General features: G+C 47.1%; 21 protein-coding genes and 1 pseudogene. 8 read left to right on the forward strand and 14 right to left on the reverse strand.

Features of this window, described 5'->3' with window-relative positions:
• Positions 1-884 (reverse strand): transcriptional regulator GcvA (locus HRU42_RS15715; RefSeq protein WP_295032340.1); only part of this gene is annotated, 884 nt, incomplete at its 3' end.
• Between the two features lie 182 nt (positions 885-1066).
• On the opposite strand from HRU42_RS15715, the gene HRU42_RS15720 reads away from it, so the two are divergent.
• On the forward strand, positions 1067-1294 hold the full coding sequence (locus HRU42_RS15720; protein WP_295032342.1) for a hypothetical protein: 228 nt from the start codon (positions 1067-1069) through the stop codon (positions 1292-1294).
• Between the two features lie 226 nt (positions 1295-1520).
• Here the strand turns inward: HRU42_RS15720 and thiI are convergent, their stop codons facing one another.
• The 3 genes from thiI to pomA all read right to left on the reverse strand — a co-directional run bounded on the left by thiI (position 1521) and on the right by pomA (position 5029).
• On the reverse strand, positions 1521-2975 hold the full coding sequence (gene thiI, locus HRU42_RS15725; protein ID WP_295032344.1) for a tRNA uracil 4-sulfurtransferase ThiI: 1455 nt from the start codon (positions 2973-2975) through the stop codon (positions 1521-1523).
• Between the two features lie 310 nt (positions 2976-3285).
• Entirely contained in the window at positions 3286-4257 is a 972-nt protein-coding gene (locus HRU42_RS15730; protein ID WP_295032346.1) for a flagellar motor protein MotB, read from the reverse strand.
• Positions 4258-4261: 4 nt separating this feature from the next.
• Positions 4262-5029: a flagellar motor protein PomA gene (pomA, locus tag HRU42_RS15735; RefSeq protein ID WP_295032348.1), complete on the reverse strand. Its 768-nt coding sequence runs from the start codon at positions 5027-5029 to the stop codon at positions 4262-4264.
• A gap of 342 nt (positions 5030-5371) precedes the next feature.
• Between pomA and xseB the strand changes: the two genes are divergently transcribed.
• The 3 genes from xseB to dxs are packed head-to-tail and all read left to right on the forward strand — an operon-like array spanning position 5372 to position 8380.
• Positions 5372-5611 carry an exodeoxyribonuclease VII small subunit gene (xseB, locus tag HRU42_RS15740; protein ID WP_295032350.1) on the forward strand — a complete coding sequence of 80 codons (240 nt, stop codon included), beginning with the start codon at positions 5372-5374 and terminating at the stop codon, positions 5609-5611.
• Complete coding sequence (ispA, locus tag HRU42_RS15745) at positions 5612-6493, forward strand: (2E,6E)-farnesyl diphosphate synthase (protein WP_295032352.1); 882 nt, start codon at positions 5612-5614, stop codon at positions 6491-6493. It abuts the gene before it with no gap.
• Between the two features lie 21 nt (positions 6494-6514).
• Entirely contained in the window at positions 6515-8380 is a 1866-nt protein-coding gene (dxs, locus tag HRU42_RS15750) for a 1-deoxy-D-xylulose-5-phosphate synthase (protein WP_295032354.1), read from the forward strand.
• Positions 8381-8525: 145 nt separating this feature from the next.
• On the opposite strand, the gene grpE is transcribed toward dxs, so the two are convergent.
• Entirely contained in the window at positions 8526-9155 is a 630-nt protein-coding gene (gene grpE, locus HRU42_RS15755; protein ID WP_295032356.1) for a nucleotide exchange factor GrpE, read from the reverse strand.
• A gap of 141 nt (positions 9156-9296) precedes the next feature.
• Here grpE and nadK point away from each other — a divergent pair, with 141 nt between their 5' ends.
• A complete protein-coding gene (gene nadK, locus HRU42_RS15760) occupies positions 9297-10175 on the forward strand; it encodes an NAD(+) kinase (protein WP_295032357.1) in 879 nt (292 codons plus the stop codon).
• A gap of 63 nt (positions 10176-10238) precedes the next feature.
• Here the strand turns inward: nadK and HRU42_RS15765 are convergent, their stop codons facing one another.
• The 9 genes from HRU42_RS15765 to HRU42_RS15805 form a co-directional block, all read right to left on the reverse strand.
• On the reverse strand, positions 10239-11444 hold the full coding sequence (locus HRU42_RS15765; protein ID WP_295032360.1) for an energy transducer TonB: 1206 nt from the start codon (positions 11442-11444) through the stop codon (positions 10239-10241).
• Between the two features lie 144 nt (positions 11445-11588).
• A complete protein-coding gene (locus HRU42_RS15770; RefSeq protein WP_295032362.1) occupies positions 11589-12641 on the reverse strand; it encodes a GTP-binding protein in 1053 nt (350 codons plus the stop codon).
• A gap of 530 nt (positions 12642-13171) precedes the next feature.
• The gene (gene nqrF / locus HRU42_RS15775; RefSeq protein WP_295032364.1) at positions 13172-14389 is read right to left on the reverse strand and encodes an NADH:ubiquinone reductase (Na(+)-transporting) subunit F; all 1218 of its coding nucleotides are present in this window, start codon (positions 14387-14389) and stop codon (positions 13172-13174) included.
• A 73-nt stretch (positions 14390-14462) separates the two neighbouring features.
• Positions 14463-15071 (reverse strand): NADH:ubiquinone reductase (Na(+)-transporting) subunit E, encoded by a 609-nt coding sequence (gene nqrE, locus HRU42_RS15780; protein ID WP_077752588.1) that lies wholly within the window; start codon positions 15069-15071, stop codon positions 14463-14465.
• Between the two features lie 9 nt (positions 15072-15080).
• Positions 15081-15704 (reverse strand): NADH:ubiquinone reductase (Na(+)-transporting) subunit D, encoded by a 624-nt coding sequence (locus tag HRU42_RS15785; protein ID WP_295032366.1) that lies wholly within the window; start codon positions 15702-15704, stop codon positions 15081-15083.
• Position 15705: 1 nt separating this feature from the next.
• On the reverse strand, positions 15706-16488 hold the full coding sequence (locus tag HRU42_RS15790) for a Na(+)-translocating NADH-quinone reductase subunit C (RefSeq protein WP_295032368.1): 783 nt from the start codon (positions 16486-16488) through the stop codon (positions 15706-15708).
• Positions 16488-17735 (reverse strand): NADH:ubiquinone reductase (Na(+)-transporting) subunit B, encoded by a 1248-nt coding sequence (locus tag HRU42_RS15795; protein WP_295032370.1) that lies wholly within the window; start codon positions 17733-17735, stop codon positions 16488-16490. The genes HRU42_RS15790 and HRU42_RS15795 overlap by 1 nt, the downstream gene beginning before the upstream one ends.
• Positions 17735-19096 carry a Na(+)-translocating NADH-quinone reductase subunit A gene (locus tag HRU42_RS15800; protein ID WP_295032372.1) on the reverse strand — a complete coding sequence of 454 codons (1362 nt, stop codon included), beginning with the start codon at positions 19094-19096 and terminating at the stop codon, positions 17735-17737. Before HRU42_RS15800 ends, HRU42_RS15795 begins: the two co-directional genes overlap by 1 nt.
• A gap of 303 nt (positions 19097-19399) precedes the next feature.
• Positions 19400-20122 carry a DUF599 domain-containing protein gene (locus tag HRU42_RS15805; RefSeq protein WP_295032374.1) on the reverse strand — a complete coding sequence of 241 codons (723 nt, stop codon included), beginning with the start codon at positions 20120-20122 and terminating at the stop codon, positions 19400-19402.
• 222 nt (positions 20123-20344) lie between these two features.
• On the opposite strand from HRU42_RS15805, the gene HRU42_RS15810 reads away from it, so the two are divergent.
• The 3 genes and pseudogenes from HRU42_RS15810 to HRU42_RS15820 all read left to right on the forward strand — a co-directional run bounded on the left by HRU42_RS15810 (position 20345) and on the right by HRU42_RS15820 (position 24559).
• Positions 20345-23377, forward strand: a complete 3033-nt coding sequence (locus HRU42_RS15810; protein WP_295032376.1) for a PKD domain-containing protein — start codon at positions 20345-20347, stop codon at positions 23375-23377.
• A 218-nt stretch (positions 23378-23595) separates the two neighbouring features.
• Positions 23596-23785 (forward strand): annotated as a pseudogene (locus HRU42_RS15815) (hypothetical protein); the annotation flags it as partial.
• Between the two features lie 126 nt (positions 23786-23911).
• Entirely contained in the window at positions 23912-24559 is a 648-nt protein-coding gene (locus tag HRU42_RS15820) for a LexA family transcriptional regulator (protein ID WP_295032377.1), read from the forward strand.
• Positions 24560-24834 lie beyond the last annotated feature (275 nt).

Here is a 24834-nt window from a genome sequence, read left to right on the forward strand (position 1 = left end):
TCCTCTTCAAACATATCTAACATCCACTCGCGAAAAGCGGCGATCTTGCCAACCTCGGCATGATTCTGCTGACAAACTAAATAATATGCGTTTTTACTGACTAAAACTTCAGGGAAAGGACACACTAGCCTGCCCGCCTTAATGTCGGGACGAGCCAGTACGCTGTAGCCTAAGGCCACACCTTGCCCATGAGCCGCAGCTTGCAATACCAGAGAAGAATGACTAAACATCGGCCCTTGGTTCACATTAATATCATTAATCCCGCATTGTCTAAACCAGGCTTGCCAATCATGACGGTTGGTATCGTGTAGAAGCGTATGATGTTTCAGATCACTCGGTTTACCTAAGGGCTTGGGACCATTCAACAACATAGGAGAACAAACCGGGATCAACACCTCATTCTTGAGCTTATCGGCGTGTAGTCCAACCCAGTTCCCCTGTCCATAAAAAATGGCAACGTCAACATCATCACAGAGCGCATCATTATCATCATCGACGGCCTTTATCCTGACATCGATATCTGGATTGTTCTCGCTAAACTTGGCCAATCTCGGCACTAGCCATTGAATGGCAAAACTCGGCGACATGCTCACTGTGAGGGAACCTATGGCACTTCTTGCCAATAATCTATCGGTCGCATCGGCAAGTTGAATGAAGATATCTTTAATGTCGAGAAAATAGCCCTGGCCTTCTTCCGTCAACAATAAAGAACGGTTCTTGCGGCGAAATAACTTTAGGCTCAAAAACTCTTCCAGCGCCTTGATTTGATGACTCACTGCGGCTTGAGTCACAAACAATTCTTCTGCTGCGCGAGTAAAGCTGAGATGTCTGGCTGCGGCCTCAAAAGCTTTCACCGCGTTCAATGGAGGTAAGCGTCTTGCCATAGTGATCACGATCTCGTTTTTTAATTAGTTTTTCTAATCCGTATTGTTACATTTTATCGTTTGTAAAGGAATGCGTTTTTGGTTAAATTTCGCACCAACAAAATGACTATAGTTAGACAGCCTCTACGACGTAACGGGGGAGTGTCTGACAACACGAATGACCCGCCCGGAGGCGTCTTTATATGATAAACCTTAAAACTGTTTTTGTTCTCGCTCTTCTCACTACAGCAACAAGCGTCAGTGCCGATGAAATCACCATAGACACACTGGACCTACATGCCACCATAGCCGCAGATCTTGCTGAGGGCATGGAGATGATGCAGAATAACCTGAATGAAGACATGACCAATATGCTAATAGCCACAGAGCAAGTGGCTGAAACTACAGCAAGCGTAACCCGTTCAGAGTAACGCTGTTAGCCTAGCATAAAGTGTTTAGGTTCTAGGTTCCAGAAGCCGCATAGCTTACTTCCAGCTAATGCGGCTTTTTTGTGTCTGTATGATGCGCTCATAATGACGCGAGGCGCTAATCTCGACTAAGCAGGCAAAGAGTAATAAAAGCAAGGCAATAAAAAGCCGCATCTTATTAGATGCGGCTTGTGAGCTTAATTGTCAGCGACCCATCGCGAACATGGGCTTAGGGACGGTATACCTTGACGTTCTCATAGCCTTGCTCTTGAAGATAAAGCGCTTGCAGCTTACTCATCACGCCACGATCGCAATAGAGCAGATAGGTCTTATCCTTGGCTAAGTCGGAAAATTGTGTCGCTAGCTTAAAGAAAGGAATCGTTTTAATTTCAACACCATCCACCTTGAGTGGATCACGCTCCTCCTCTTCCGGCGATCTGACATCGATGATCACTTCACTGCAATCGACTGAATCAACGGTTTCTGTTTGCACTATCTGCGCATCCACGCTCTTGGCTATCTCGCGTATGTCGATGATCACGGCGGCATCGACAACACGCTCGATAAGATCTTCAGAAAATTTAAGCTCTTCGGCTTCAATCTTAGCAAGTACCGCCTTCACGGTCGGTTTATTTGAGATAACGCCACAGTATTCTGGAATAGATTTAGAGAAATCTTCTGTGCCAATCACACGACTGATATTGATGATATCTTGCTTATCCATGGCAATTAAGGGACGAAGGATAAGTTGTTCGGTACAGCGGTCGATGACATTGAGGTTAGTCAAAGTTTGGCTAGACACTTGCCCCATTGCTTCACCAGTGACCAGGGCCTGAATCCCCATTTTATTGGCGATTTTAGTGGCCGCACGCATCATCATACGCTTGAGAACAACGCCCATCTGACCGTTATCTATTCTTTCCAGAATTTCAGTCACCACAGGATCGAACGGCACTGAGATAAACTTCACCTTGTGGGACTCACCGTACTTCTGCCATAAATGATAAGCCACTTGCTTAACGCCGATCTCATGTTGATCGCCGCCCAGGTTAAAGAAACAGTAATGCGTTCTGGAGCCACGCTTGATGAACTGATAGCTAGAGACACCGGAATCGAAACCACCGGAAATGAGCGAAAGCACATCTTCCTGGGTCGCCATAGGGAAGCCACCTAGACCTGGAATACGCTTCACCACCAGATAAAGGTTCTCTCTGTCGATCTCTAAATTGATCGTCATATCGGGGTTCTTGAGTTTAACGCCCTTAGCCTCGGTGAACTGATTTAAGCCGCCACCCACATAACGTTCGACTTCGATTGACTTAAAATCATGATTACCCACACGTTTAGCGCGAACACAGAATGTTTTACCCGCGAGGTCATCCTTGTACAAGGCCAATGTCTGCTGGTAAATATCATCCATCGACTCAAATGTACTCTCATTGACCTGCAGAATGTGGGCAATACCCGGAATGCAGGCTAAACGTTCCCCAAATGCAGCAATAAGATCGGGTCTATCGCTAGGTACCATCACCATGATCTTATCCCATTCGCGCTTAACCTTAGCAGTCTCATCGACCTTCTTAAGTACGTTTCGGATATTGGTTTCAAGCATCTTGGTAAAACGCATTCTTACCGGTTTGCTTTTCATCATGATTTCAGGGAACAATTTTACGATAAATTTCATCAGGGTCTTCCGGGAGGATAAAGCCATTAAATAATATTGGGCGGTATTATACCAGTTCCATTAAGTAAGTGATCATTCAGCGATCATAAATTTAATGGAATGGGTATTACACCAAGAAGCGAGGGAGATTGCCTATGTTGAATTCACAGTGCTGGCTAACCGTAAAAGAGATAAAACCAGAAAGCAGTCAAGAAAGAGAAAAAGACAGAGTTAACGATAAATAAACAGGAAGTGCAGATGCACTTCCTGTTATTGATACCTATGGCTATTGACTTGTTAGGCGGTGAACTAGGCTAAAATTAACAGTCATTTACTGGCCAACGAGTATCTCATCGGAATACTTGGGCTTTCCTTGCTCGATGGCTATTTCGACGCGACGATTTCGAGCCCGATTACTCGGCGAATCATTGTCGACTAACGGGTTTGAATTAGCCATGCCAACCACTTTCATCCTGTTTTGATCGAAGCCTTTCACTTTAATCAACTCGTGGGCGACGGCAACCGCACGCTTACTCGACAAGTCCCAGTTAGAGCTATAAAGCTCGTTGCTGATACTCATATCGTCTGTGTAACCCGACACAGTCACGATCCCAGGAATATCCCTGAGTAGCTCGCCAACGCGGCGGATCACAGGTTTAAACCTGGGTTGTAAGAAGCCGGAGCCGGATGAAAACGCCCCCTTCTCACGGATCCGAATGATGATCTGCTGCCCGAGAGACTCTATCTCAATCGCCCCATCGACAATCTCTTTATTGAGCTCCTGAGCCATCTTCTTCACTTGGTCGTTGATGTTTTCCTGGGCGGCGGCCTGGGCTTTAGATTCCTCCTCGGCCTTCGCCTCGGCGTCTGACTTAGCCTTAGACTCAGCTTCGGCTTGCTCTTGCGCCGTCGCCGAGGCTTCACCACCACGTTGCTCACCACGCTGCTGCTGCACACCACCTGAGCTGTCTTCATCGCCGGCCTGATATTCCAGTGTGGGCTCAGTCATCTCGTTGGTTTGCTGGTTAATTATCTCGATTGGTGTCGGCTCGGGACGCCCGGGTCTGAACTCCAGGGCAATGACTGAGGTTCCCTTAGGAATGTCTTTGACTTCGACTTTATTTTGCACCCCGAAGGCATATTTCATCGAGCCTGCGATCTGCTTAAACTTCATCACATCCATCTCAGAGAATGCTAACAGGAGCACGAAGAAACACATCAGCAGCGACATAAGATCGGCAAAGGTCGCCAACCAAAGTGGCGCTCCTGGTGGAGGACATTCACATTTGGGTTTCTTAGCCATCTGGCTATTCCCCGTCCGTCGTATCTATCTGTCTTTGCTTCTCTGAGAGGTAATTTTTTAAGAAACCTTCGATAACCCTGGGGTTTTGACCATCTTGAATCGCCAGTACCGCATCCATGATCAGGTTACGATTGAGCATCTCCTCTTTCATTCTCAGCTCTAACTTTCCGGCAATGGGAATGGCTATCATGTTAGCCACTATGGCTCCATACAAGGTGGTCAACAAGGCGACGGCCATTGCAGGCCCAATAGATTTAGGATCATCCATGTTCGATAACATGGCAACCAGGCCGATAAGCGTACCTATCATCCCCATGGCGGGAGCCACATCCCCCAGAGTCTGGAAGATACTCACCCCAGCTTTATGGCGGGCTTCGGTTAGATCTATGTCTTTTTCCAGCGCATCACGCACCACATCCCCATCATGGCCATCGACAAGCATGTCGATGGCTTTTTGCATAAAACTATTGTTAATTTCGGCTTCTTCCAAGGCTAAGAAGCCCCCTTTACGAGCGGCATCGGCCATGGTCACAGACTGCTCGATAAGTTCATCAGGCTTATCTAGCTTAAATATAAATGCCTTAGCACCTATTTTCATCGCACCGAGAAACTGTTTGAGGTTGTACTTCATCATGACCACGAACAGAGAACCACATATCACGATTAACACTGACGGAACATCAACAAAGATAGCGATCCCACCACTACTGAACATAGCCCCAATGATAAATCCAAATGCACCGATAAGTCCGATCAGGGTCGCTAAATCCACAACTGCTCCTTAAATAAAACTGATCCCGGAGACAAAACTCAGATCAGTATGAAATGGGTGATAAACGCTCAGTCTGATGCCCATGTCCTAGGCAAGATCGCATATTAACAATGATGCCATAAACATCTGATTTTCACGATTTTCGACTAAGCCGTCATGGCAAAATAAATAATACCTTACCTCTGTTATCGGACAGCTTACACGCAAGTTTAGGTTCAAATTCAATTTTTTATAAAAAAACCTCTGGAAAACGTGCTATCGCACAAATTTACCGCAGGCAGATTTGACCCTTGCCGCCGCCTGCGATACCGTGTCTCACGCTAATTTCTAGGAATCCTTGTCGTGGCTAAAAAACCTGAAAATCTCACTTTTGAAGAATCACTCACCGAACTCGAACGCATAGTTTCTGATCTTGAACAGGGTGATGTGTCACTGGACGACGCCCTAAAACAGTTCGAGAGAGGCATAAAGCTGGTTCGAAACAGTCAGGGAAAGCTGGAGCAAGCCCAGCAAAAAGTGTCCATATTGATGCAAGAAGATGAAAACGCCTCGCTGACCCCTTTCGATACTGAAGGAGAATAAGTGTTAGTCGATACGATCACTCGATACCAGCAACGTGTCGATAGCCAGCTAGAAATGATCATTGATAGTCAAACTGTCACAGATCCTAAACTCCTTGCCGCGATTAAACACGGCGCCTTACTCGGTGGCAAACGTATCCGCCCTTTCCTGGTTTATGCCATCGGCGATATGCTTAACATTCCACTGGAAAAACTAGATTCATGTGCCGCCGCTATCGAATGTGTGCACGCGTATTCTCTTATCCATGACGACCTTCCGGCCATGGACGATGATGCGCTTCGCCGCGGACAGCCTACTGTGCATGTCGCCTTCGATGAAGCCACGGCGATTCTGGCCGGCGATGCACTGCAAGCCCTTGCCTTCGAGATCATCTGTGAGCCCATAGACGGAATAGCGCCCAGGCAAAATTTAGCCATGGTTCGCGCCTTAGCCAAGGCGTCTGGCTATTCGGGTATGTGTGGCGGTCAAGCCATGGATCTGAGTGCCACGGACAAACAGATAGACTTAGCCACGCTCACCCAACTGCACAAATTAAAAACCGGTGCGCTAATACGCTGCGCCGTCGAACTAGCTATGATAGCGGCGCAAGTTTCCGATGCAGAACAGACCCTCCTAATGAAATTTGCCGATGCCGTAGGCTTAGCATTTCAGGTGCAAGACGATGTACTGGATATTATCTCCAGCACCGAAGAGCTTGGCAAACCGCAAGGTTCGGATTGCGAATCAAACAAGAGCACTTACCCTCAACTACTCGGATTAGCTGGCGCACAGGCCACAGCCAAGAGTTTGATTGAGGATGCTCTATCAGCGCTGACCAAATTACCATACAATAGTCAGCTAATTGCCGAATTCGCCCGTTACATCATAGAGCGAAGAGTTTAATAAAAGAGACAATGTATCTCGATGAGTTTGGATATTTCCCAATACCCTGTGCTTGCACAGGCTAATACCCCAGATGAGCTAAGACAGCTTCCTCAAGACTTGTTGCCACAATTGGCCGACGAGTTAAGAAGCTTTCTGCTTAAATCTGTGGCTAGGTCAAGTGGTCACTTCGCTTCCGGACTCGGTACGGTTGAGCTCACAGTGGCCCTTCATTACGTCTATAATACGCCCTTCGATCGTCTGATCTGGGATGTGGGCCACCAAGCTTACCCCCATAAAATCTTGACCGGACGCCGTGACAGAATGCATACCATACGTCAAAAAGGCGGGATCCATCCTTTCCCATGGCGTGAAGAGAGTGAGTACGATACCTTCAGCGTCGGTCACTCGGGTACGTCTATCAGTGCGGCATTGGCCATGGCCGTTGCCGCCGAGAAAGAGCAGGCCGGACGCAAAGTCGTTTCAGTCATAGGTGATGGCGCCATGACGGGGGGAATGGTATTTGAAGCCATGAACCACGCCGGCGATCTTCATAATGACATGCTGGTCGTGCTGAACGACAATGAGATGTCGATCTCTGAGAATGTGGGCGCACTCAATAATCACTTAGCCCAGCTGATGTCAGGTCGACTGTACACCACGATTAGAGAAGGCAGTAAGAAGGTACTTCAGGGCATGCCAGTCATCAAGGAGATGGCAAAGCGCACCGAGGAGCACCTCAAGGGCATGGTTGTCCCCGCCACCATGTTTGAAGAGCTCGGCTTCAACTATATCGGCCCAATCGATGGCCACGATGTCGATGCTCTGGTCGAGACGATGCGCAACATGCGTAATCTTTCTGGACCACAAATTTTACATATCATGACCAAGAAAGGTCGTGGTTATGAACCCGCAGAGAAAGATCCTATCGGCTGGCACGCCGTGCCTAAATTCGATCCTTCGACGTTCGAGAAGCCGGCATCTAAGCCTAGTAATCCAACCTTTTCACAGGTGTTTGGAAAATGGCTGTGTGATATATCGGCGCAAGATGACAAGGTCCTTGGCATCACTCCCGCCATGCGAGAAGGCTCAGGCATGGTTGAATTTTCGCAGCGATTCCCCAAGCAGTATTTCGATGCCGCTATCGCCGAGCAGCATGCCATCACTCTCGCGGCAGGCTTTGCCTGTGAAGGCCTCAAGCCTGTCGTCGCTATCTACTCGACGTTCCTGCAGCGAGGTTACGACCAGCTGATACACGATGTTGCGTTGCAGAAACTCCCGGTACTGTTTGCTATCGACCGTGGTGGCATAGTGGGTGCCGATGGCCCAACTCACCAGGGCGCCTTCGATTTGAGCTTTATGCGCACCATACCCAACATGGTCATAATGGCGCCATCCGATGAGAATGAATGTCGTCAGATGCTCTACACGGGTTACTGCTATAAAGACGGTCCTACTGCGGTGCGTTACCCTCGAGGAAGCGCCACCGGTGAACCACAAGTCGAAGAGATGACGGCCCTGCCGATAGGCAAGGGTTTGCTCAAACGACAAGGCAGTAAGATCGCCATACTCAATTTTGGCACACTCTTAGACAGTAGCTTGGTCGCTGCCGAATCTCTCGATGCCACAGTCGCCGATATGCGCTTCGTTAAGCCTCTGGATATTGAGCTGATCAAACAATTGAGCGACAGCCATGACATACTCGTCACGGTAGAAGAGAATGCCATCATGGGCGGCGCGGGCTCAGGAGTATTAGAGGAACTGCAACGACTGAAACGTCCTATGCCTGTGCTGCAAATAGGCCTACCGGATGAGTTCATTAAGCATGGCGAACAAAAAGAGATCTTGGCCGATCTAAGACTCGACAGTGCGGGCATTCTTGCACAAATAGAAGAATATCTTAAATAGGCTTGATTGGTATCTTGAAAACAAACGTATATTTCTATCCATCCATGGGAAATATACATAAGTGTTCCAGACACAAAAAGGACTGCATTTGCAGTCCTTTTTTTATACCTAGAATCTAGAACCTAGGAACTAGGCACTGCTGATATTAAGCCTGCGTATCTACCGAACCACCGCCTTGAGACACCATCACCATAGCAGGACGCAATAGACGGTCATTCAAGATGTAACCTTTCTGCATGACCATCATGACCGTATTGGCCGGAAAATCCGAGCTAGGTTGCATGCCGATAGCTTGATGATGCTCAGGGTTGAAAGCTTCACCTTGTGGGTCTACCATTTTCAGACCAAACTTATCCACGGTAGAGATAAAGCTCTTAAGTGTCAGTTCAACGCCCTGATAGATAACCTTAGTCTCTTCGGCCTCTGCGTCTGCTCCCTCAAGCGCACGCTCCATATTATCGATCACAGGAAGTAGCTCATTGGCAAACTTCTCTAGAGCGAACTTACGAGCCTTCTCAACATCTTGAGCCGCACGACGACGAATATTGGCCTCTGATGCTGCGGCGCGAGTCACAGAGTCTATCTGCTCCTCTACCTTGGCTTGAGACTCGGCTAGTGCCTGCTCTAACTCTTCAATGCGGAAGTTTGCTTGGGTTAATTCATCCATCAAACCAGCTTCATCTGTGCCGGTTTCAGCTTCATCAGCTGTTAGAATTTCACCTTCTACCACAGTATCGACTTGTTCTTGTTCCGCTTTACTCGATTCGTTGCTCATTCTTACTCCAGCTAAAATGCTTTGTTTCTGCTTGCTCTGGGCATATACTCAATTAACTTAAAAATGCTCGATCCCGCATATCAAGTTGTTTGAACATATTATGGGGGTCAAATTACTGGATTCAAGCCCTAACAGATAATTATGCCTAAAACATTTCAAACTATCGGCCTGATTGGAAAGCCGAACCATCACGGCACCCACTTAACTCTGAAACGCTTACACCACTGGCTGTCTATACAAGGCTTCGATATCTTGGTGGAAGAAAGAGTCGCCGCTGAGATTGCTCCTCAATGTGAATCAGTAGACCTACTCGAGTTAGGTGAGCGGTGCGACTTAGCCATCGTCGTTGGCGGTGATGGTAATATGTTAGGTGCCGCTCGAGTGCTTGCCAGATACGACATAGGGGTTATCGGTGTCAATCGCGGCAACCTTGGGTTTCTGACTGACCTTCCTCCCGATACGTTCGAGGATGCCCTAGGAGAAGTGCTCGATGGCAGCTTCGAGACTGAGTTTCGTTTCTTGCTCGAAGCCGAGGTTCATCGCCATGGCCATATGAAGTCCAGTAATACCGCCGTCAACGAGGCAGTATTGCATCCGGGAAAAGTCGCTCATATGATTGAATTTGAAGTCTATATCGATGATGTCTTCATGTACAGTCAACGTGCCGATGGCATGATAGTGTCGACACCGACCGGATCTACGGCCTATTCACTTTCTGCCGGCGGCGCCATACTGACACCCAATCTCGAAGCCTTGATATTAGTCCCCATGTTTCCCCACACACTCTCTTGCCGGCCCATAGTCGTCGATGCGTGTAGCAAGATTAAATTGGTTGTCTCACCCGACAACGGAGACAATTTAGAGGTGAGCTGTGATGGACATGTGACCTTACCTGTCCTTCCCGGTGATGAGATATTGATCAAGCGCAGTCATGAGCGACTCAGGCTGATACACCCCAAGGGCCATAACTACTTCCACGTACTCAGAAGTAAGTTAGGCTGGGGAAGTAAACTCTTCTAACGATTCGTTATCAGATATATCAGCAATGGCCTCGATTTAATCGAGGCCATTATTTACCTAAAGTTAACCTTTGTATAAAGTAAAATCCAACTGAACCCGACTCTCGGCCGCAACCGCTTTACCATCGACAAATTTAGGCGCATAGCGCCACTTCTTCAGAGTTTTTAAAGATGATTTCTCAAATCCTGCCCCGCCTCTTGAATCAAGGACTTTAGGCTCAGTAACAAAACCATATTCATCTACGATGAAGGCTATCTGTACCCAGCCCTCCTTGCCTCTTCTTGCTGCAGAAATGGGATATTTGGGCGGCACACGATACAAGGGGGTCTGCTCTTGAGACTCTTGCCAGGGGCGCATACTCCCTATGGCTAGGCAATGTTTTGTCGACTGCTCGCTTTCGCCTTCTTCTTCATACAGCTCGACAAGCCTTGCATGGGAGGCTAGCTCATAGGGATGGCTATAATCAAGTTTTGAGAATTGGGCGATCACTTCTTCAAAAAGTGGAATCGCTTTGCCCTGCCTGTTTTCTGCCAGCCAGATCATTGCCGCAATATAGGTCGCCTCCACTCTTTTAAGCACATTTGGAGCCAGTTCATGCTGGTATATCTCCAAGGCATTCAAGGCATAATCACGCACCTTGCGATCATAATATTTCGTATTTTTAAGTTCATTAAACGCGCTCATCTGGACACTGGCTAACAGAAGCGGACGTTCACTGTCTTCGGCTATCTCTACCGCTTGCCTGAGTTGTGTTCTAGCAAGCTTAAGTTTTGAATTGGTTTTCGCCGCGCCAAGCAGAGGGTCGATACTCTCAACCGACTCATCACCGTATTCAACTTCGTAAACCGCCAGTGCATCAAGGTAAAGCTGATGGGCCTGGGCTTTACGCTGCTTTGCTTGGTTGTCATCTAAAGTTTTATCTTTTTGACTCAGTGCAGCGGCATAATTTAGCCCTAAGTTAACGGTATCAATGCTTTTATCACCAAACTTTTGTTTACCTAGCAAATAAGCTTGAGAGGAAAACTTGAGGATTTCGGCATCATTATTGTCAGCAACGGCTTGTTTATACTTGGTATAGCTGCCACTGAAGGTTAGCGCTAGCTCTGAAACTGGGCTAGTATCAAAGCCAAGCTCTGAGCTCGGAGTAGAGCCAGGAGTAGAGCTAAGAGCAGCAGTGGTTTCAACCGCACAGAGCATAAAGTTTGGCGAAGCAACTAGCAGAGCAAAAGCAATGAACTTGGCTTTAGATTGGAGACAAACAGGTGACATATTAAACATCCATATTTATATAATGTGAAAAACAAAGAGAAACATCGTCTCTAGCTAGTCAGACTAACTTAAAAAACACCCACCCCCTAGCAATTGCAACTTTATACTTACAAATATCACCTACAGACAATTATACGAAAAAATCTAAAAAATTAGTCGTCTAGCTAGACTGATAAGTTTAGCTTCTATTTCTACAGTTTCGATTTTACCTAGACAAATAAGCTCGAGCCTTGAATCCATCACATCATCTAGCTCGGTGATCGTCATCTCGCCATCAACCAAATTAATACCGGCAATACCCTCATCGGTAATAACCACGGCTTTAAAGCGCAATACATCTAGGCTTTTCACCCAAATCAGCAGCCCATCGAAGTTAAATTCATAACTTGGGTCAAATACCCAGCCACAGCTATAAGCTCCCTCTCCGGTATTTGATTTAGACACCATGCCGCGTTCGTCAAACTCCAATACATCGTAATCGTAATCGTAATCCAGTTCAAACACGCTGGTTTTGGGGATTAACCAGGATGCTGGCTTACTGGGTCTTGTTGCAGGTATGACCGCGGGTTCATTTAATAGGGTCATTAACTCGTGAGGCAATGCCGCTGAATCTGCCTCAGCCATGCTGACAGTGAGTAAGTTGCAGGCTTTATTGGACAGGCTTTTCTGCTGCAGATAATCGTTAAGCTCAGACAGGCTATCCCGAGTATAGAGGTCGGACTTAGTCGCCAATATGATATCCGCGACCTCGAGTTGCTGATTGAAAATATCATGCTCGCGATAGCGCGCATCGGTGACTTTTCTAGCATCGACCAGACACAGGGTGGATTTTAATTTAATCACATTTTGATAGTGAGGCTCACTGAGTAGCCTCAGCACTTCCCTTGGATGGCCCAACCCCGTAGGTTCTATCAGCAGTCTATCTGGCTTTGCCTTGGCAATAAGCTGATTGATGGCAACCTGCATAGGCACACCCGCTGCGCAGCACATGCAGCCACCAGCCACTTCACGGATCTCCACTCCTTCACCGCGTCTGCCCAGCAATGCCGCATCTATGCCCACTTCACCAAATTCATTGACTAGCACGGCCCATTTCTCATTCACTGGCTTATCGGCTAGCAGACGCTTGATTAGCGTGGTCTTGCCTACCCCTAGAAAACCGGTAATAACATTAGTGGCAATTGGCTTAATGATCATCTTAAGTCCCTGAGACAGGTTAGAAATTAATTAGTCCCTCAGTGTAATAATTAATTTTACAAGTCGCAATCAGGTCTATTCATTTAGCCACTTGATGCTCTTCCCCCTCCAACTTGTTAGGACAGAGCTTTAGAGATGTAAAATGGGTTTAAAATGAATGATAGCGGTTCAAGGATAATACATAACTGAGTGTTCTGTAACTTGTTGCTGTCTTTCTCAATTCATACTGTATTTGTTAGGTTTAGCCGTCAAAGACCCTACTAGTGGGGCCTTTAACCTTCTTTAACTCTCCTCCTATACCTCATCTGCAAAAATCAAAGCCAGTCCGAACTATTCTGGCCAAGTATAATAGGACATCTGACTTGGTCGCTTTTCATACTTGATTGGTGTTGAATCACCTAACGTCCTCAATTATTTTGTCTTTTAACCGACTTATTGCTATTAAATCCCCAAATTACTATTTCCCTCCCAAAAAAATGCAGCCCTAAGGCTGCATTTTATCTATCCGTTTCTACGTATAACGCTGCAGGCTAGTCACCAAAATCATCCAGCAGGATGTTTTCCTCTTCGACGCCTAGGCTCTCCAACATGTTGATCACCGAAGTATTCATAATAGGAGGGCCACACATGTAGAACTCACAATCTTCCGGCGCCTTGTGGCTCTTAAGATAGTTTTCAAGAATCACATTGTGGATAAAGCCGGTGTAACCCTTCCAGTTATCCTCAGGCAGAGGATCGGACAGTGCCACATGCCAGACGAAGTTTTCATTTTCGGCAGCTAGCTTATCGAACTCATCTTGATAGAAGACTTCTCGGGTCGAGCGTGCGCCGTACCAGAAGCTCATCTTACGCTTGGTCTTCACACCCTTAAGCTGATTGAAGATGTGCGAGCGCATCGGCGCCATACCCGCACCACCGCCGATAAACACCATCTCGGCATCGGTTTCCTTGACAAAGAACTCACCGAAGGGGCCCGATATCGTCACCATATCACCGGCTTTCAGGTTGAAGATGTAAGATGACATCTTACCCGGCGGCACACCGTCCGATGGCGGCGTGGCGATACGCACGTTGAGCATGATGCGACCTTTCTCGTCTGGGTAGTTAGCCATAGAGTATGCACGCAACACGTCTTCATCGACTTTAGACACCAGCTTGAACAGGTCATACTTATCCCAATCACCACGATACTCGTCTGGAATATCGAAATCGCTATAGTTGACCTGATGAGCCGGCGCTTCGACCTGAATGTAACCACCGGCCTTAAATTTAACGTCTTCGCCTTCGGGTATCTTCAGCAACAGCTCTTTAATGAAGGTGGCCTTGTTATCGTTTGAGATAACTTCACAGTGCCACTTTTTAACGCCGAAGATCTCCTCTTCGACTTCGAGCTCCATATCGGTTTTAACCGCCACCTGACAGGCTAAACGACAACCCGTTTTAGCCTCTTTCTTGGTGATATGGTCGCGCTCTGTTGGCAAGATATCCCCGCCGCCAGATTTCACGATTACGCGGCATTGTCCGCAGGTTCCACCGCCACCGCAGGCCGATGGAATAAAAATATTCTTATTGGCCAATGCACCAAGCAGCTTGTCGCCCGCTGGCGTTGTGAGGCTCTTTTCTTCGTCATCATTGATGCCGATTCTTACATCGCCGGTTGAAACCAGTTTACTCTTGGCGAATAGAATCACCATTACCAGCATACTCACCACTAGGGTAAACATGCCGATACCAATTGCCATTTCCATCGGATCTACCTTCTCTTAATTCAATTTCGTTAATTCAACTTCGTTAATCTAAGTACGCGATCAGCTCACTGAATTAAATTGAGATACCTGCGAATGCCATAAAGCCCAATGCCATCAAGCCTGTGGTGATAAACGTAATGCCTACACCTTGGAGCCCTTCGGGTATGGCATGAAACTTCATTCGTTCACGCAGGCCTGCCAACATCACAATCGCCATGGCCCAGCCAAAACCAGAACCTGCGGCAAACACCACGGACTCACCTAAGGTGTAATCCCGGTTGGCCATGAAAATAACCCCAGCAAAAATCGCACAGTTAACGGTCAGTAGTGGCAGGAAGATCCCCAGCGAGTCATAGAGGCTCGGGATGTATTTATCTAAGAACATCTCGAGGATCTGCACTAACGCCGCGATCACACCGATAAAGGTGATCAACTGCAAGTAACTCAAATCAATCTCAGGGTATCCGGCCCAAGCCAGCGCTCCAGGAGCCAGTACATTGGCGTAAATCAGCTGATTTAAGGGTACCGCAAGCATCATCACGACTATCACGGCGATACCTAGACCGAAGGAGGTGGATACCTTCTTAGAGACCGCGAGAAAGGTGCACATGCCCATGAAAAATGACAGTGCCATATTGTCGATAAGGGCTGCCTGAACAAATAAATTTATATAGTGTTCCATAACCTTCTCTTACCCTCTCTTACGCTGAATGACATTGATGGCCCAGATCATCAAACCGATCAGGAAGAAGGCAATCGGTGGCAACTTGAACATCTCGTTGGTGAGGTACCAGCCTCCATTTTCCACCGTTTTCAAAATCTCATGGCCAAACAGAGTGCCACTGCCTACAAGTTCTCTAACAAAAGCCACGCCGAGTAAGATCACGCCATAGCCCATGGCATTACCTAGGGCATCGACCACGGCCATTGGCGGCTTATTCTTCATGGCGAAGGCTTCAGCGCGGCCCATGATGATACAGTTGGTAATAATCAGACCCACAAATACAGATAGCTGACGAGACAACTCATAAGCGATATCCTGCAGCACCATGTCGACGATGATCACCAATGAGGCGATAATCGTCATCTGCGCGATGATCCGTACGCTGTTGGGAATAAGCTTGCGTATGGTCGAGATGATCAGATTAGAAAACACCAGCACGAAGGTCACGGCTAAGGTCATCACCAATGCCGTTTGCATCGAATTACTGACCGCTAGCGCAGAACAGACCCCGAGCACCTGCATGGCAACCGGGTTGTTGGATAAAATAGGAGTCGTCAGAACTTCCCGAGTGGCGGCTAAATTTTTACTCATCTTAAACCTCCGAAGCTTTTAGCTTGTCTAAGAAGACTTTAAAGCCTTCGCTACCAAACCAGAATTGAATCGAACGCTGTACGCCACGTCCCGTCATGGTTGCGCCACTCACGGCATCGACACCATGGATGTCGCCCTCTTTTGCGCCACCCTTAACAATTTTTAATACAGGCTTACCCTTAGCATCGAAAATTTGCTTGCCGCGGAATTTATCGGTCCACTGTGTCTCGTTAAGAAAGTCACCGATACCTGGAGTCTCACCATGTTCATAAAACACGATATTCTCGATAGTGTTAAAATCGGGTTTCAATGCAAGGTAGCCATAAATAATCGACCACAGGCCTTTGCCATAGATAGGCATAACGACACTAGACAGCTCACCTTTATCATCGAACACCTTGAACACACGGACTTCATCGGCACGGGTTTTAATCTTAGCTTTATCTTTCTTTTTCTCTAGCTTATGCGATGTTTCAGGATTAATCGCCGCCATACGTTCATCGAAATCCATCACATCGACGCGCTCTTTTAGCTGAATTTCACCCGAGTCGAGATTGATAATCACAGGAGTGACCGATTTTTCGAAGATGGCGCGAAAATCTTTATCGCCTTGGATATTCATATCCGATGCCATCAATACATAACGCTTAAGCTCATCACGCTTCTTGACCAGCTTGCGCTCTTTGAGTAGCTCGGCGGTTCCTGTGATCATAAATGAGCACAAGAGGCTGAGGGTGATGATGAAAATCATGGTTCCCACCACAGAATCTTTCTTCAAGGCCATTATGATTTAGCTCCCGAATTGTCATTGCTTAACTGCGCAGCGGTGCGCTTAGCTCTGCGTTTGATATTGGCGCGAGCCACCATGTAATCGAATAGTGGTGACCACAAGTTAGCGAATAAGATGGCTAGCATGATCCCCTCAGGCATTTTCAGGTTCATCACCCGAATGAGCACTGTCATAAAGCCAATTAAGATGCCATATGCCAGCTTGCCCTGACGGGTATAAGAGGTCGTCACAGGATCGGTGGCCATAAACATCATGGCGATGGCGAAACCGCCGGTCACAAGATGCCAAGTCCAAGGCATGGCGAACATATCATTCTTGCTTGAACCTATGAGGTTAAACATGACTGAGGTTAAGATCATGCCAAGCATCACGCCGGCAACGATACGCCAATCGGCTAAACGAGTGGCAAGCAGTAAACCACCACCTATCAGCAGGGCCAGAGTACTGGTTTCACCGATAGCACCAGGCGTGAAGCCAAGGAAGGCGTTCCACCACTGTGGATCGCAGAAGGCTTGATACCAGGTATAATCGGCAAAGATCAACTTACCCGCCGCGGCTTGGGCTAGCGCTGTCGCCCCCGAGAAACCATCGGCTGCGACTAACAGTGCAGGCTCAGCAATCTGAGTCGGGTAAGCAAAAAAGATAAAGGCCAGGCCTGCTAACGCCGGATTGAGGAAGTTATACCCCATACCGCCGAAGAGTTCCTTGGCGATAATAACGCCGAAGGTGATACCCATGGCGACTAACCAGAGCGGCGTCGAAACGGGCAAAATCAGGGTGAACAGTAAGGCAGTAACGAAGAAGCCTTCGTGAAGCTCTTGGCCACGCACCTTAGCGAACACCATCTCCCACAACAGACTCACTAGCAGCGCTGTAAGATAGATAGGAAAATAGAAGCTCAAGCCGTATAAAAACAAGCCGATGAGACCCGTCTGCTCGGTGAGGCCACCTAAGACTAAATTAAATGGCGCGAGTTGCCATACATCCGGGGTGGATAAGCCAGATGCTATGGCAATCTGCGCCTGAAGGCCTAAGTTGTATAAGCCAAACAAGATAGCAGGCATTAAACACAGACCCACTAAGGTCATGGTACGTTTAACATCGATGGCGTCACGTACATGCACCTTGCCTTTCGTGCTGCGACCGTTGGCGATAACTAAGGATCTTAGATATCCCTTCATCGCTTGGCCCGGCGCGTAATAGTCTTCCTGAATGTCAGGCTTTTTATCTTTATTACTCATTACCCTTCCCTCTCTATGATGTCCAGACAAGCACGAAGCTCTTTACCGAAATCGTATTTTCCCGGACAAACAAAGGTACATAATGCTAAATCTTCTTCGTCTAACTCTAATGCGCCAAGTTCCTGCGCCTCATCGGTATCACGGACCACAAGGTCGCGGATCAATAGGGTAGGCAACACATCTAAGGGCATGACGCGATCTAACTGACCAAATGCCATCATGGCGCGCTGTGAGCCACCTGTGTGAGTGGTCATATTGAATAGCTTCTTGGAACGATTGAAACGTGAAGTCACCGCGCGAGTGATAGAAAATTTGTCCGCTCCGCCACGAACCCAAGAGAGCACTTCCTGCTCAGAATCTTCGGTCAAGGCGGTGATTTGATTGTGAAAGCGGCCAAGGTAGCTGCGTGGACCCGATGCTGTGTGACCCGAGAGTACAGAGCCTGACACCACACGGGATAAACCTGGTGTTAACTCACCTTTAGTGCTTTGAACGATCTCGGCACCGAGTTGAGTGCGGATAAGCCTAGGGTTAATCACATCTGGGCCGGCAATAGACACGACGCGGTCGGTATAGAGCTCACCGGTCATAAATAGCTTGCCGTAGGCGATGACGTCTTGATAGCCAATATGCCAAACAGGTCGTTCGATAGCCACAGGAAGAGTAAAGTGAATGTGAGTACCCACCAACCCAGCAGGGTGAACACCACTGAAACGCTTGGTTTCGACTTGAGGAAGATCATGACCCGGCAGGTTATCTGCTTCGTCATGGCACAGATACACCTTATTGTCGGTTAAGCGAGTGAGTACCTGCATACCGGTTAAAAACGCTTTTTCCTGCTCGGCGATAATAATACGAGGGTCGGCTGCTAACGGATTGGTGTCCATGGCTGTAACGAATATGCCAGCAGGTGATGAATCGAGCTCTGGTACCCGAGAAAAAGGGCGAGTTCGCAGCGCTGTCCATAAGCCACTGTTAACTAAGTTATCTCTAACTTGTTCTCGACTCACTTGAGCAAGTGAGCCATAGGACTCGAAGCTGATGCTGTCATAGCCATGACATTTAATCACCACCGACTGAAGCACACGGCGTTCACCACGGTGAATTGCCACCACCTCACCACTAGCGGGAGCGGTAAATATCACACCAGGTGTTCTCTTATCTTCGAACAGCGGCTGGCCTTTCTTAACCTCTTCACCCACTTCAACCAACATAGTAGGTTTTAAGCCAACATACTCTTCGCCAAGAATGGCCACATGAGATGACCTGGAGAAATTTTCAATCTCTTGCCTGGGTGCTCCGGCAATAGGTACATCTAGGCCCTTCTTTATTGTTTTAACCTGATCTGAGAAACCTGCCATCACAATCATCAACCATAAAAATTAGGATAATGAATGGTAAGCACTTGTTAACTAAAATACCGATATTGAGGTCACATTACATTCCAGAACTGTAAGCTAACAACGGAATTTAGCTCAAAATTGTGAACTAGATTTATAATTGAATCAATATGAGAGTAACTAGGTAACTTTATAACAAAATAAACACAAAGGTCTCGAAAGCGGATACACTCGAAATAAATCGGCGTGTCACCTGCAGGCGTTAATCGTTAGTGGATAAAACTGTCTAGCAACCCTTTAGGGAACGAATAAAATAGTACCAGACTAACGCTTACTCACCCGCTCCTTTTCAATAGCTAACGCTTGCATACCCGCAGTAATCGCCATTACCGCTTTAGATTTAAACTCACGGCGATAGAGGGTATATACAACGAACAGGCTAGCGCAGATAAATAAAACAGGATGGAAAAACCAGCACATGACTGCCATCGAGAAATAGTATGCTCTTAAGCCATAGTTATAGGAATGCGCCGCCTGATCTTGCACTATCGCCATCTGCCTTGCATAGTTTTTAAGGTTTTCATTACCGCCACTGGGATCGAAAGGCGCCGCACCTACCATCACATTGAGAAAGCCATATTGACGCATGGACCAGGTAAACTGGAAGAAAGCCATCACGAAAATAAAGGTCAGTAAAGCCAATTTAACTTGAATTAACAAGTGCACTGGGGTGGCTGTATACGGGATGGTTGTTATCACAGCCTCTAAGCGCTCAACTTGAGCAAACAGGGTCAACACACCAGCGAGTACCAACATGGTCGTAGAGGCGAAAAAAGTGATGTTACGCTCCAGATTCGCCAATAAGGCTGCCTCTCCGACTCGGATCTCGCGGGTCATCAGCTCATTCATCCAATGGATTCGATGTTGATGTAAGCATCTGGCGATACAGTTAGTGGTTTTAGCCTTACGCCGCGCAAAGCTGGTATAGCCCACCCAGCAACAGAAAAAACACACGAAAGAGACTAGATCCAACACAGAAAAAGACATACCAACCTACTAACTCCATAAACATAAGACTATTAAAGCAGTTTTACGCTCGAGTCACCATCACTCTAATGGGACAAGTTGTTTTTTTATCGGCAGCCCCAGAGTCAATATTAACCCGTTAAAAACATGACTAAATCCAGGGTCTATCCAGCTTTAGCGAGTGAACACCTTATCCCCTGCTACACTTTAACTTAACTATCGGTCGCTAAAAAAGGAACGGTAATGGATTACTCAAATAAAATTTTTAAGCTTGCGCTGTTAAGCTTTTTATTATCGGCTACTGGGCTATCTGGATTCGATGCCGCCGCAGACAACGCCCCACCAGAGACGCAAAATGTGGCTAACTCACATCGTGTTTTTCCATCTGTAACGCTTCCAGAGCCTGCAAACGGTGAACATGCCATAGGTCTACTGGGAGCTAAACTTCCAGAAGTAGCGGCTTGGTATGGCAAGACTACGGCCGAGTTTGCCAAGATGATCAGACGGGATAAGAGTGTCTGGTTAGATAAACAAGGGCGTGTTTTCTATGTTGAGATCCAAGAACCTAGTCAACACAGCATGGCAGAACCTTTGACCACAGCGGAAACTGCACTAAACCAAGATCAAACATTCAAATTACATAGCAGGCCTGGAGCGCCTAGAACAATACTATTGGATTTTGATGGCCACACGACCACAGGCACAGCCTGGAACAACTCCTATGGCACACAGATAGTGTCACCCGCTTACAACCCAGATGGCGTTCCCGAGAGTTTTACACCAGACGAGCTAGATAGAATTTACCTGATGTGGCGACAGGTCGCCGAAGACTTTGCCCCCTTTAATGTCGATGTCACCACAGAAGACCTCACCGACCCAGATGACCTTGCAGCCGATCCCATAGCCCGTGAGACCTCTGGCGATCAACTCTTCGGCACACGCGTGGTCATAACCCAGAACACCTTCTCCAACTGTGGCTGTGGTGGCTTTGCCTACCTCAGAGCATTCGATGATTACGGTTCCGATACCAATTACTTAAAACCCGCCTTCGTGTTTAACTCGAGTGTCGTCGGTGCCGGTGAGGCTATCACCCACGAGGCCGGTCATAACTTAGGCCTAAGCCATGATGGACAAACCGATGGAACCGGCTATTACACAGGCCATGGCTCTGGTGTCACTGGCTGGGCACCGATAATGGGGGTGGGTTATTATCAAGAGTTAGTCCAATGGAGCATGAACACCTACCCACTGGCTAATGAAGATCAAGATGATATACAGATCATTCAAAACAATGGTGCGCCCTTGATGGATGATGACCATGTCGATGACATGAGTATCGTCGACAACGTAACAGCCATGACAGTCACAGATAATGGCGCAACAAACCAACTCGATGCTTTTGGTCTCATTCACCTTACCAGCGACCAAGATATGTTTAAGTTTGACGCGGCGATGGGGAGTTATAGCATCTCCATTCAAGCCGATGATATCAGTCCAAACTTAGACGTAGAAGCCAGGCTCTACGACAGTGGCGGTGACTTGTTGCAAACTGACAATGTCGCAAACATGCTATCGGCATCACTGAGCGGCAGCTTCGCCAATGCCGGCACCTACTTCCTGATGATAGATGGTGTAGGTAAAGGTGATCCTCTGGATACTGGCTACCCGGATTACGGCAGCTTAGGCCAATACATCATATCTGCCACCGTTCAGAGCCCCTCAAGCCTTCAGGCTCCAACGGCCAACATCGGCACCTCAGGCTATTCGCCAGCGCTGGCACCTACACCAGTGTCGTTTACCAGTGCAGGCTCGACAGATGATGGCGACATTGTCAGTTATGACTGGCTTTTCGGTGACGGAGCGGGAATGACAACCACAGACCCTATGGATGATCCGGTTCATGAATACCTAGCCCCAGGAGAATACATGGCAAGCCTTACCGTCACAGACAATGATGGCTTAAGTGACCAAGACTCGATTGCCGTTTCAGTCCTGAATCGAGCGCCAATTGCGGTAATAGCAGGAGATCCACTTACAGGCCAGGCAGCATTGGAGGTGACATTTGATAGCTCTGGCTCAAAAGATGATGATCCCCAAAGCAGTATCAGCTTCGATTGGGACTTTGGTGATGGCGCAAGCTCAACGGAGGCAATGCCAACACATCTTTATACTACGGCAGGTGATTATACTGCGACTCTTACTGTCACCGACAATTTAGGGGCCAGTGATGCAGTGAATATCAAGATTAGCGTCGATGCAGCTCCCTTTATCAATCAAGTCGCTTATGGTGAGATATTCACCGCAGGCACAGTGAGCGGCAGTTACCTAGATTCGGCCCTCGATAGTGGCTCGAGTCAGACCATTACAGAGCGCCAATCCGGCGGTAAGAAGCAGAACCGATTTAGTTACCTGACCCATACTTGGCTATTTAGCATAGCATCGGCCAACATAGTGGAGCTACATCTGGATGCCAGCATGTCAGTCTCAACTGACGACCAAATGATACTGTCTTACTCGGTGGATAATGGCGCAAATTTTTCTGACTTTGCAGCACTTTCAAGTGGCGACAGCAACCATTACAGCGCCACGCTTCCTCAAGGTGTGAGCGGCGAAGTCAGGCTAAAAATTGAAGATAGCGATCAAAGTGCCGGGAACAATACCTCATTCGATAGCATCACAATTTCGAACCTCTATATTCGTTCTGAAACAGATGCTAGCCTAATGCCGCCCAATGCCCCAACAGGACTGAGCGCTAGCATGGCTTCTTCGAGTCAGATAAGTCTAGCTTGGATGGATAACTCGACGAATGAGTCGAGCTTCAATATTGAACGCTCAGTAGATGCGACTAGCTGGACACAGATCCAGACTCTGCCAGCCGAGGCCACGAGTTATAACGACACTGGTCTATCTGCCGACACCCTATTTTACTATCGAATCTATGCCTCCAACGGTGCGGGTAACTCAATAATGTCTAATGTAGATTCAGACTCTACTTCGCCTACAAGTAATGTTAACTTGTCAGCTTCGGGTTATAAGTACAAAGGTGTTAAACATATAGAGCTTTACTGGCAACAATATCAAACTGTCGATATCGTGTTGGATGAAGTACTAACAGAAAGTCTTACCGGTATATCAGGCGCAGAGACTACGGGAGAATACTACTTTGACCTAGATACAGGGATTAAAGGTGGTAGTAGTCATTCGGTGAGAGTCTGTGAGAGCGGCACGAGTCATTGCTCCGATACGCTGAACATTGCAGTTTTCCCATCGCTGTGATGCCTGACACTGCTGTCTTGGTCTTTTCCAACTAGGACGAATTTAGCAGTGAACATACTCAGGTCACGAGCGACACTGGTTGATCCTCTTTAAAAAATGTCAGATACATAGGTGAAACGCAGCTTGGGCAGCAAGGATAAAATCGTCCAATTAAAAAATCCACCTACCAGCACATCTTAAGCCTATTTAGTAGGTTAGCCCTAGTCGAATAAGCTGTAATTCCACGTCTGCTAAAATATTTCTACGACATGGCTGAAGCCTGATTTTAGCGCCCACCGACGGACTCGGTCTTTTCCTAGGACGTTCAAGCGCAGACCTCAGAGATATACTAGAAATAAAAATGCCAGTAAGCTGAACTTACCGACATTAAACACTGGGTGTGTGTGGGGGGGGGGGGTTTCTGTTTAATTTCTTAACCTTGGGTGTCTCTGTTTATTTTACATTTATTTTTGTCGCTTACTTTGCAACAGCTTATTCAAATGCAGTATTATACTATAATACTGTGTAGTAAATAAGGTTATAGAAGGTTCCACTATGTCGGATATCAAGTTTTTGATCGCAAAGCGATTACGACAGTGTCGTACCGAAAAGCAATGGACGGCCGAGGAAACAGCGAAAAGTCTTAATATCCTTCCCAGCCGTTATTCCAACTGGGAGCAAGGTCTAAGAGCTCCAAAACATTCACAAATTTTAGACCTTGCTAAGCTATTCAACAAGCCAGCAGCATGGTTGGCAGGTTTTAATGAACTTGAAGAACAGGCTGCCGAAACTATACAGTTTGTCTCGGTTAATCCGCCTACTATCTGTGTGGATGACACTAGGTTAACATTGGAATGCATGTCGGATAACATGGCATTTAATCTCAATTATATTAAGCAGCGAGGCTTAAATAAAAATAAACTCATTACAATTTTAGCCACTGATGACAGTATGGCTTCCCTCATCAACACAGGTAATGAGCTATTAATAGATCAAAGTAAAAACACGGTCAAAATCGCAGATATTTTCGCCATACTCGTGAATTCTCAAGTATGGATCCGTTGGATACGGCCAGAAATAGATAATAGTTTCACCATAACAGCAGAAGATTCAGAACACTTTCCAGACATAAAACTGACTAGAGAGGAATTGTCCGAGCTTAAAATAATCGGACGGGTGGCAAGAATTTCAAAAGACAGATGAAATAATATGCACTTAAGATGCTAACGCTAATGCCTAGTCCATCGATACTATGGAGTTCTGTCGTATAAGGTGGGTCAAGCAAACTAAAGTGTTGATGATGTCTGACTTTATGTCTTAGCTCCACTGTATGCCACTCAAACTGAAGTGGCATAGTTAATTTGGCCACCTCGTTAGAGGTTCATATTATGGCCTCATTATTATTTAGGTGATCACATTACGACGCGGCTTACCAACGGGCCAATGACAAACTTGTGGGCTATTCGGCTTAGCCTCCT

Origin of the sequence: Shewanella sp., assembly GCF_013214165.1 — a bacterium.
Classification (GTDB): Bacteria; Pseudomonadota; Gammaproteobacteria; order Enterobacterales; family Shewanellaceae; genus Shewanella.

Coding starts and splice junctions, on each gene's coding strand:
- HRU42_RS15720 (WP_295032342.1), top strand. CDS start 1,067: ATGATAAACCTTAAAACTGTTTTTGTTCTCGCTCTTCTCACTACAGCA.
- thiI (WP_295032344.1), bottom strand. CDS start 2,975: ATGAAATTTATCGTAAAATTGTTCCCTGAAATCATGATGAAAAGCAAA.
- HRU42_RS15730 (WP_295032346.1), bottom strand. CDS start 4,257: ATGGCTAAGAAACCCAAATGTGAATGTCCTCCACCAGGAGCGCCACTT.
- dxs (WP_295032354.1), top strand. CDS start 6,515: ATGAGTTTGGATATTTCCCAATACCCTGTGCTTGCACAGGCTAATACC.
- grpE (WP_295032356.1), bottom strand. CDS start 9,155: ATGAGCAACGAATCGAGTAAAGCGGAACAAGAACAAGTCGATACTGTG.
- nadK (WP_295032357.1), top strand. CDS start 9,297: ATGCCTAAAACATTTCAAACTATCGGCCTGATTGGAAAGCCGAACCAT.
- HRU42_RS15765 (WP_295032360.1), bottom strand. CDS start 11,444: ATGTCACCTGTTTGTCTCCAATCTAAAGCCAAGTTCATTGCTTTTGCT.
- HRU42_RS15770 (WP_295032362.1), bottom strand. CDS start 12,641: ATGATCATTAAGCCAATTGCCACTAATGTTATTACCGGTTTTCTAGGG.
- nqrF (WP_295032364.1), bottom strand. CDS start 14,389: ATGGAAATGGCAATTGGTATCGGCATGTTTACCCTAGTGGTGAGTATG.
- nqrE (WP_077752588.1), bottom strand. CDS start 15,071: ATGGAACACTATATAAATTTATTTGTTCAGGCAGCCCTTATCGACAAT.
- HRU42_RS15785 (WP_295032366.1), bottom strand. CDS start 15,704: ATGAGTAAAAATTTAGCCGCCACTCGGGAAGTTCTGACGACTCCTATT.
- HRU42_RS15790 (WP_295032368.1), bottom strand. CDS start 16,488: ATGGCCTTGAAGAAAGATTCTGTGGTGGGAACCATGATTTTCATCATC.
- HRU42_RS15795 (WP_295032370.1), bottom strand. CDS start 17,735: ATGAGTAATAAAGATAAAAAGCCTGACATTCAGGAAGACTATTACGCG.
- HRU42_RS15800 (WP_295032372.1), bottom strand. CDS start 19,096: ATGGCAGGTTTCTCAGATCAGGTTAAAACAATAAAGAAGGGCCTAGAT.
- HRU42_RS15805 (WP_295032374.1), bottom strand. CDS start 20,122: ATGTCTTTTTCTGTGTTGGATCTAGTCTCTTTCGTGTGTTTTTTCTGT.
- HRU42_RS15810 (WP_295032376.1), top strand. CDS start 20,345: ATGGATTACTCAAATAAAATTTTTAAGCTTGCGCTGTTAAGCTTTTTA.
- HRU42_RS15820 (WP_295032377.1), top strand. CDS start 23,912: ATGTCGGATATCAAGTTTTTGATCGCAAAGCGATTACGACAGTGTCGT.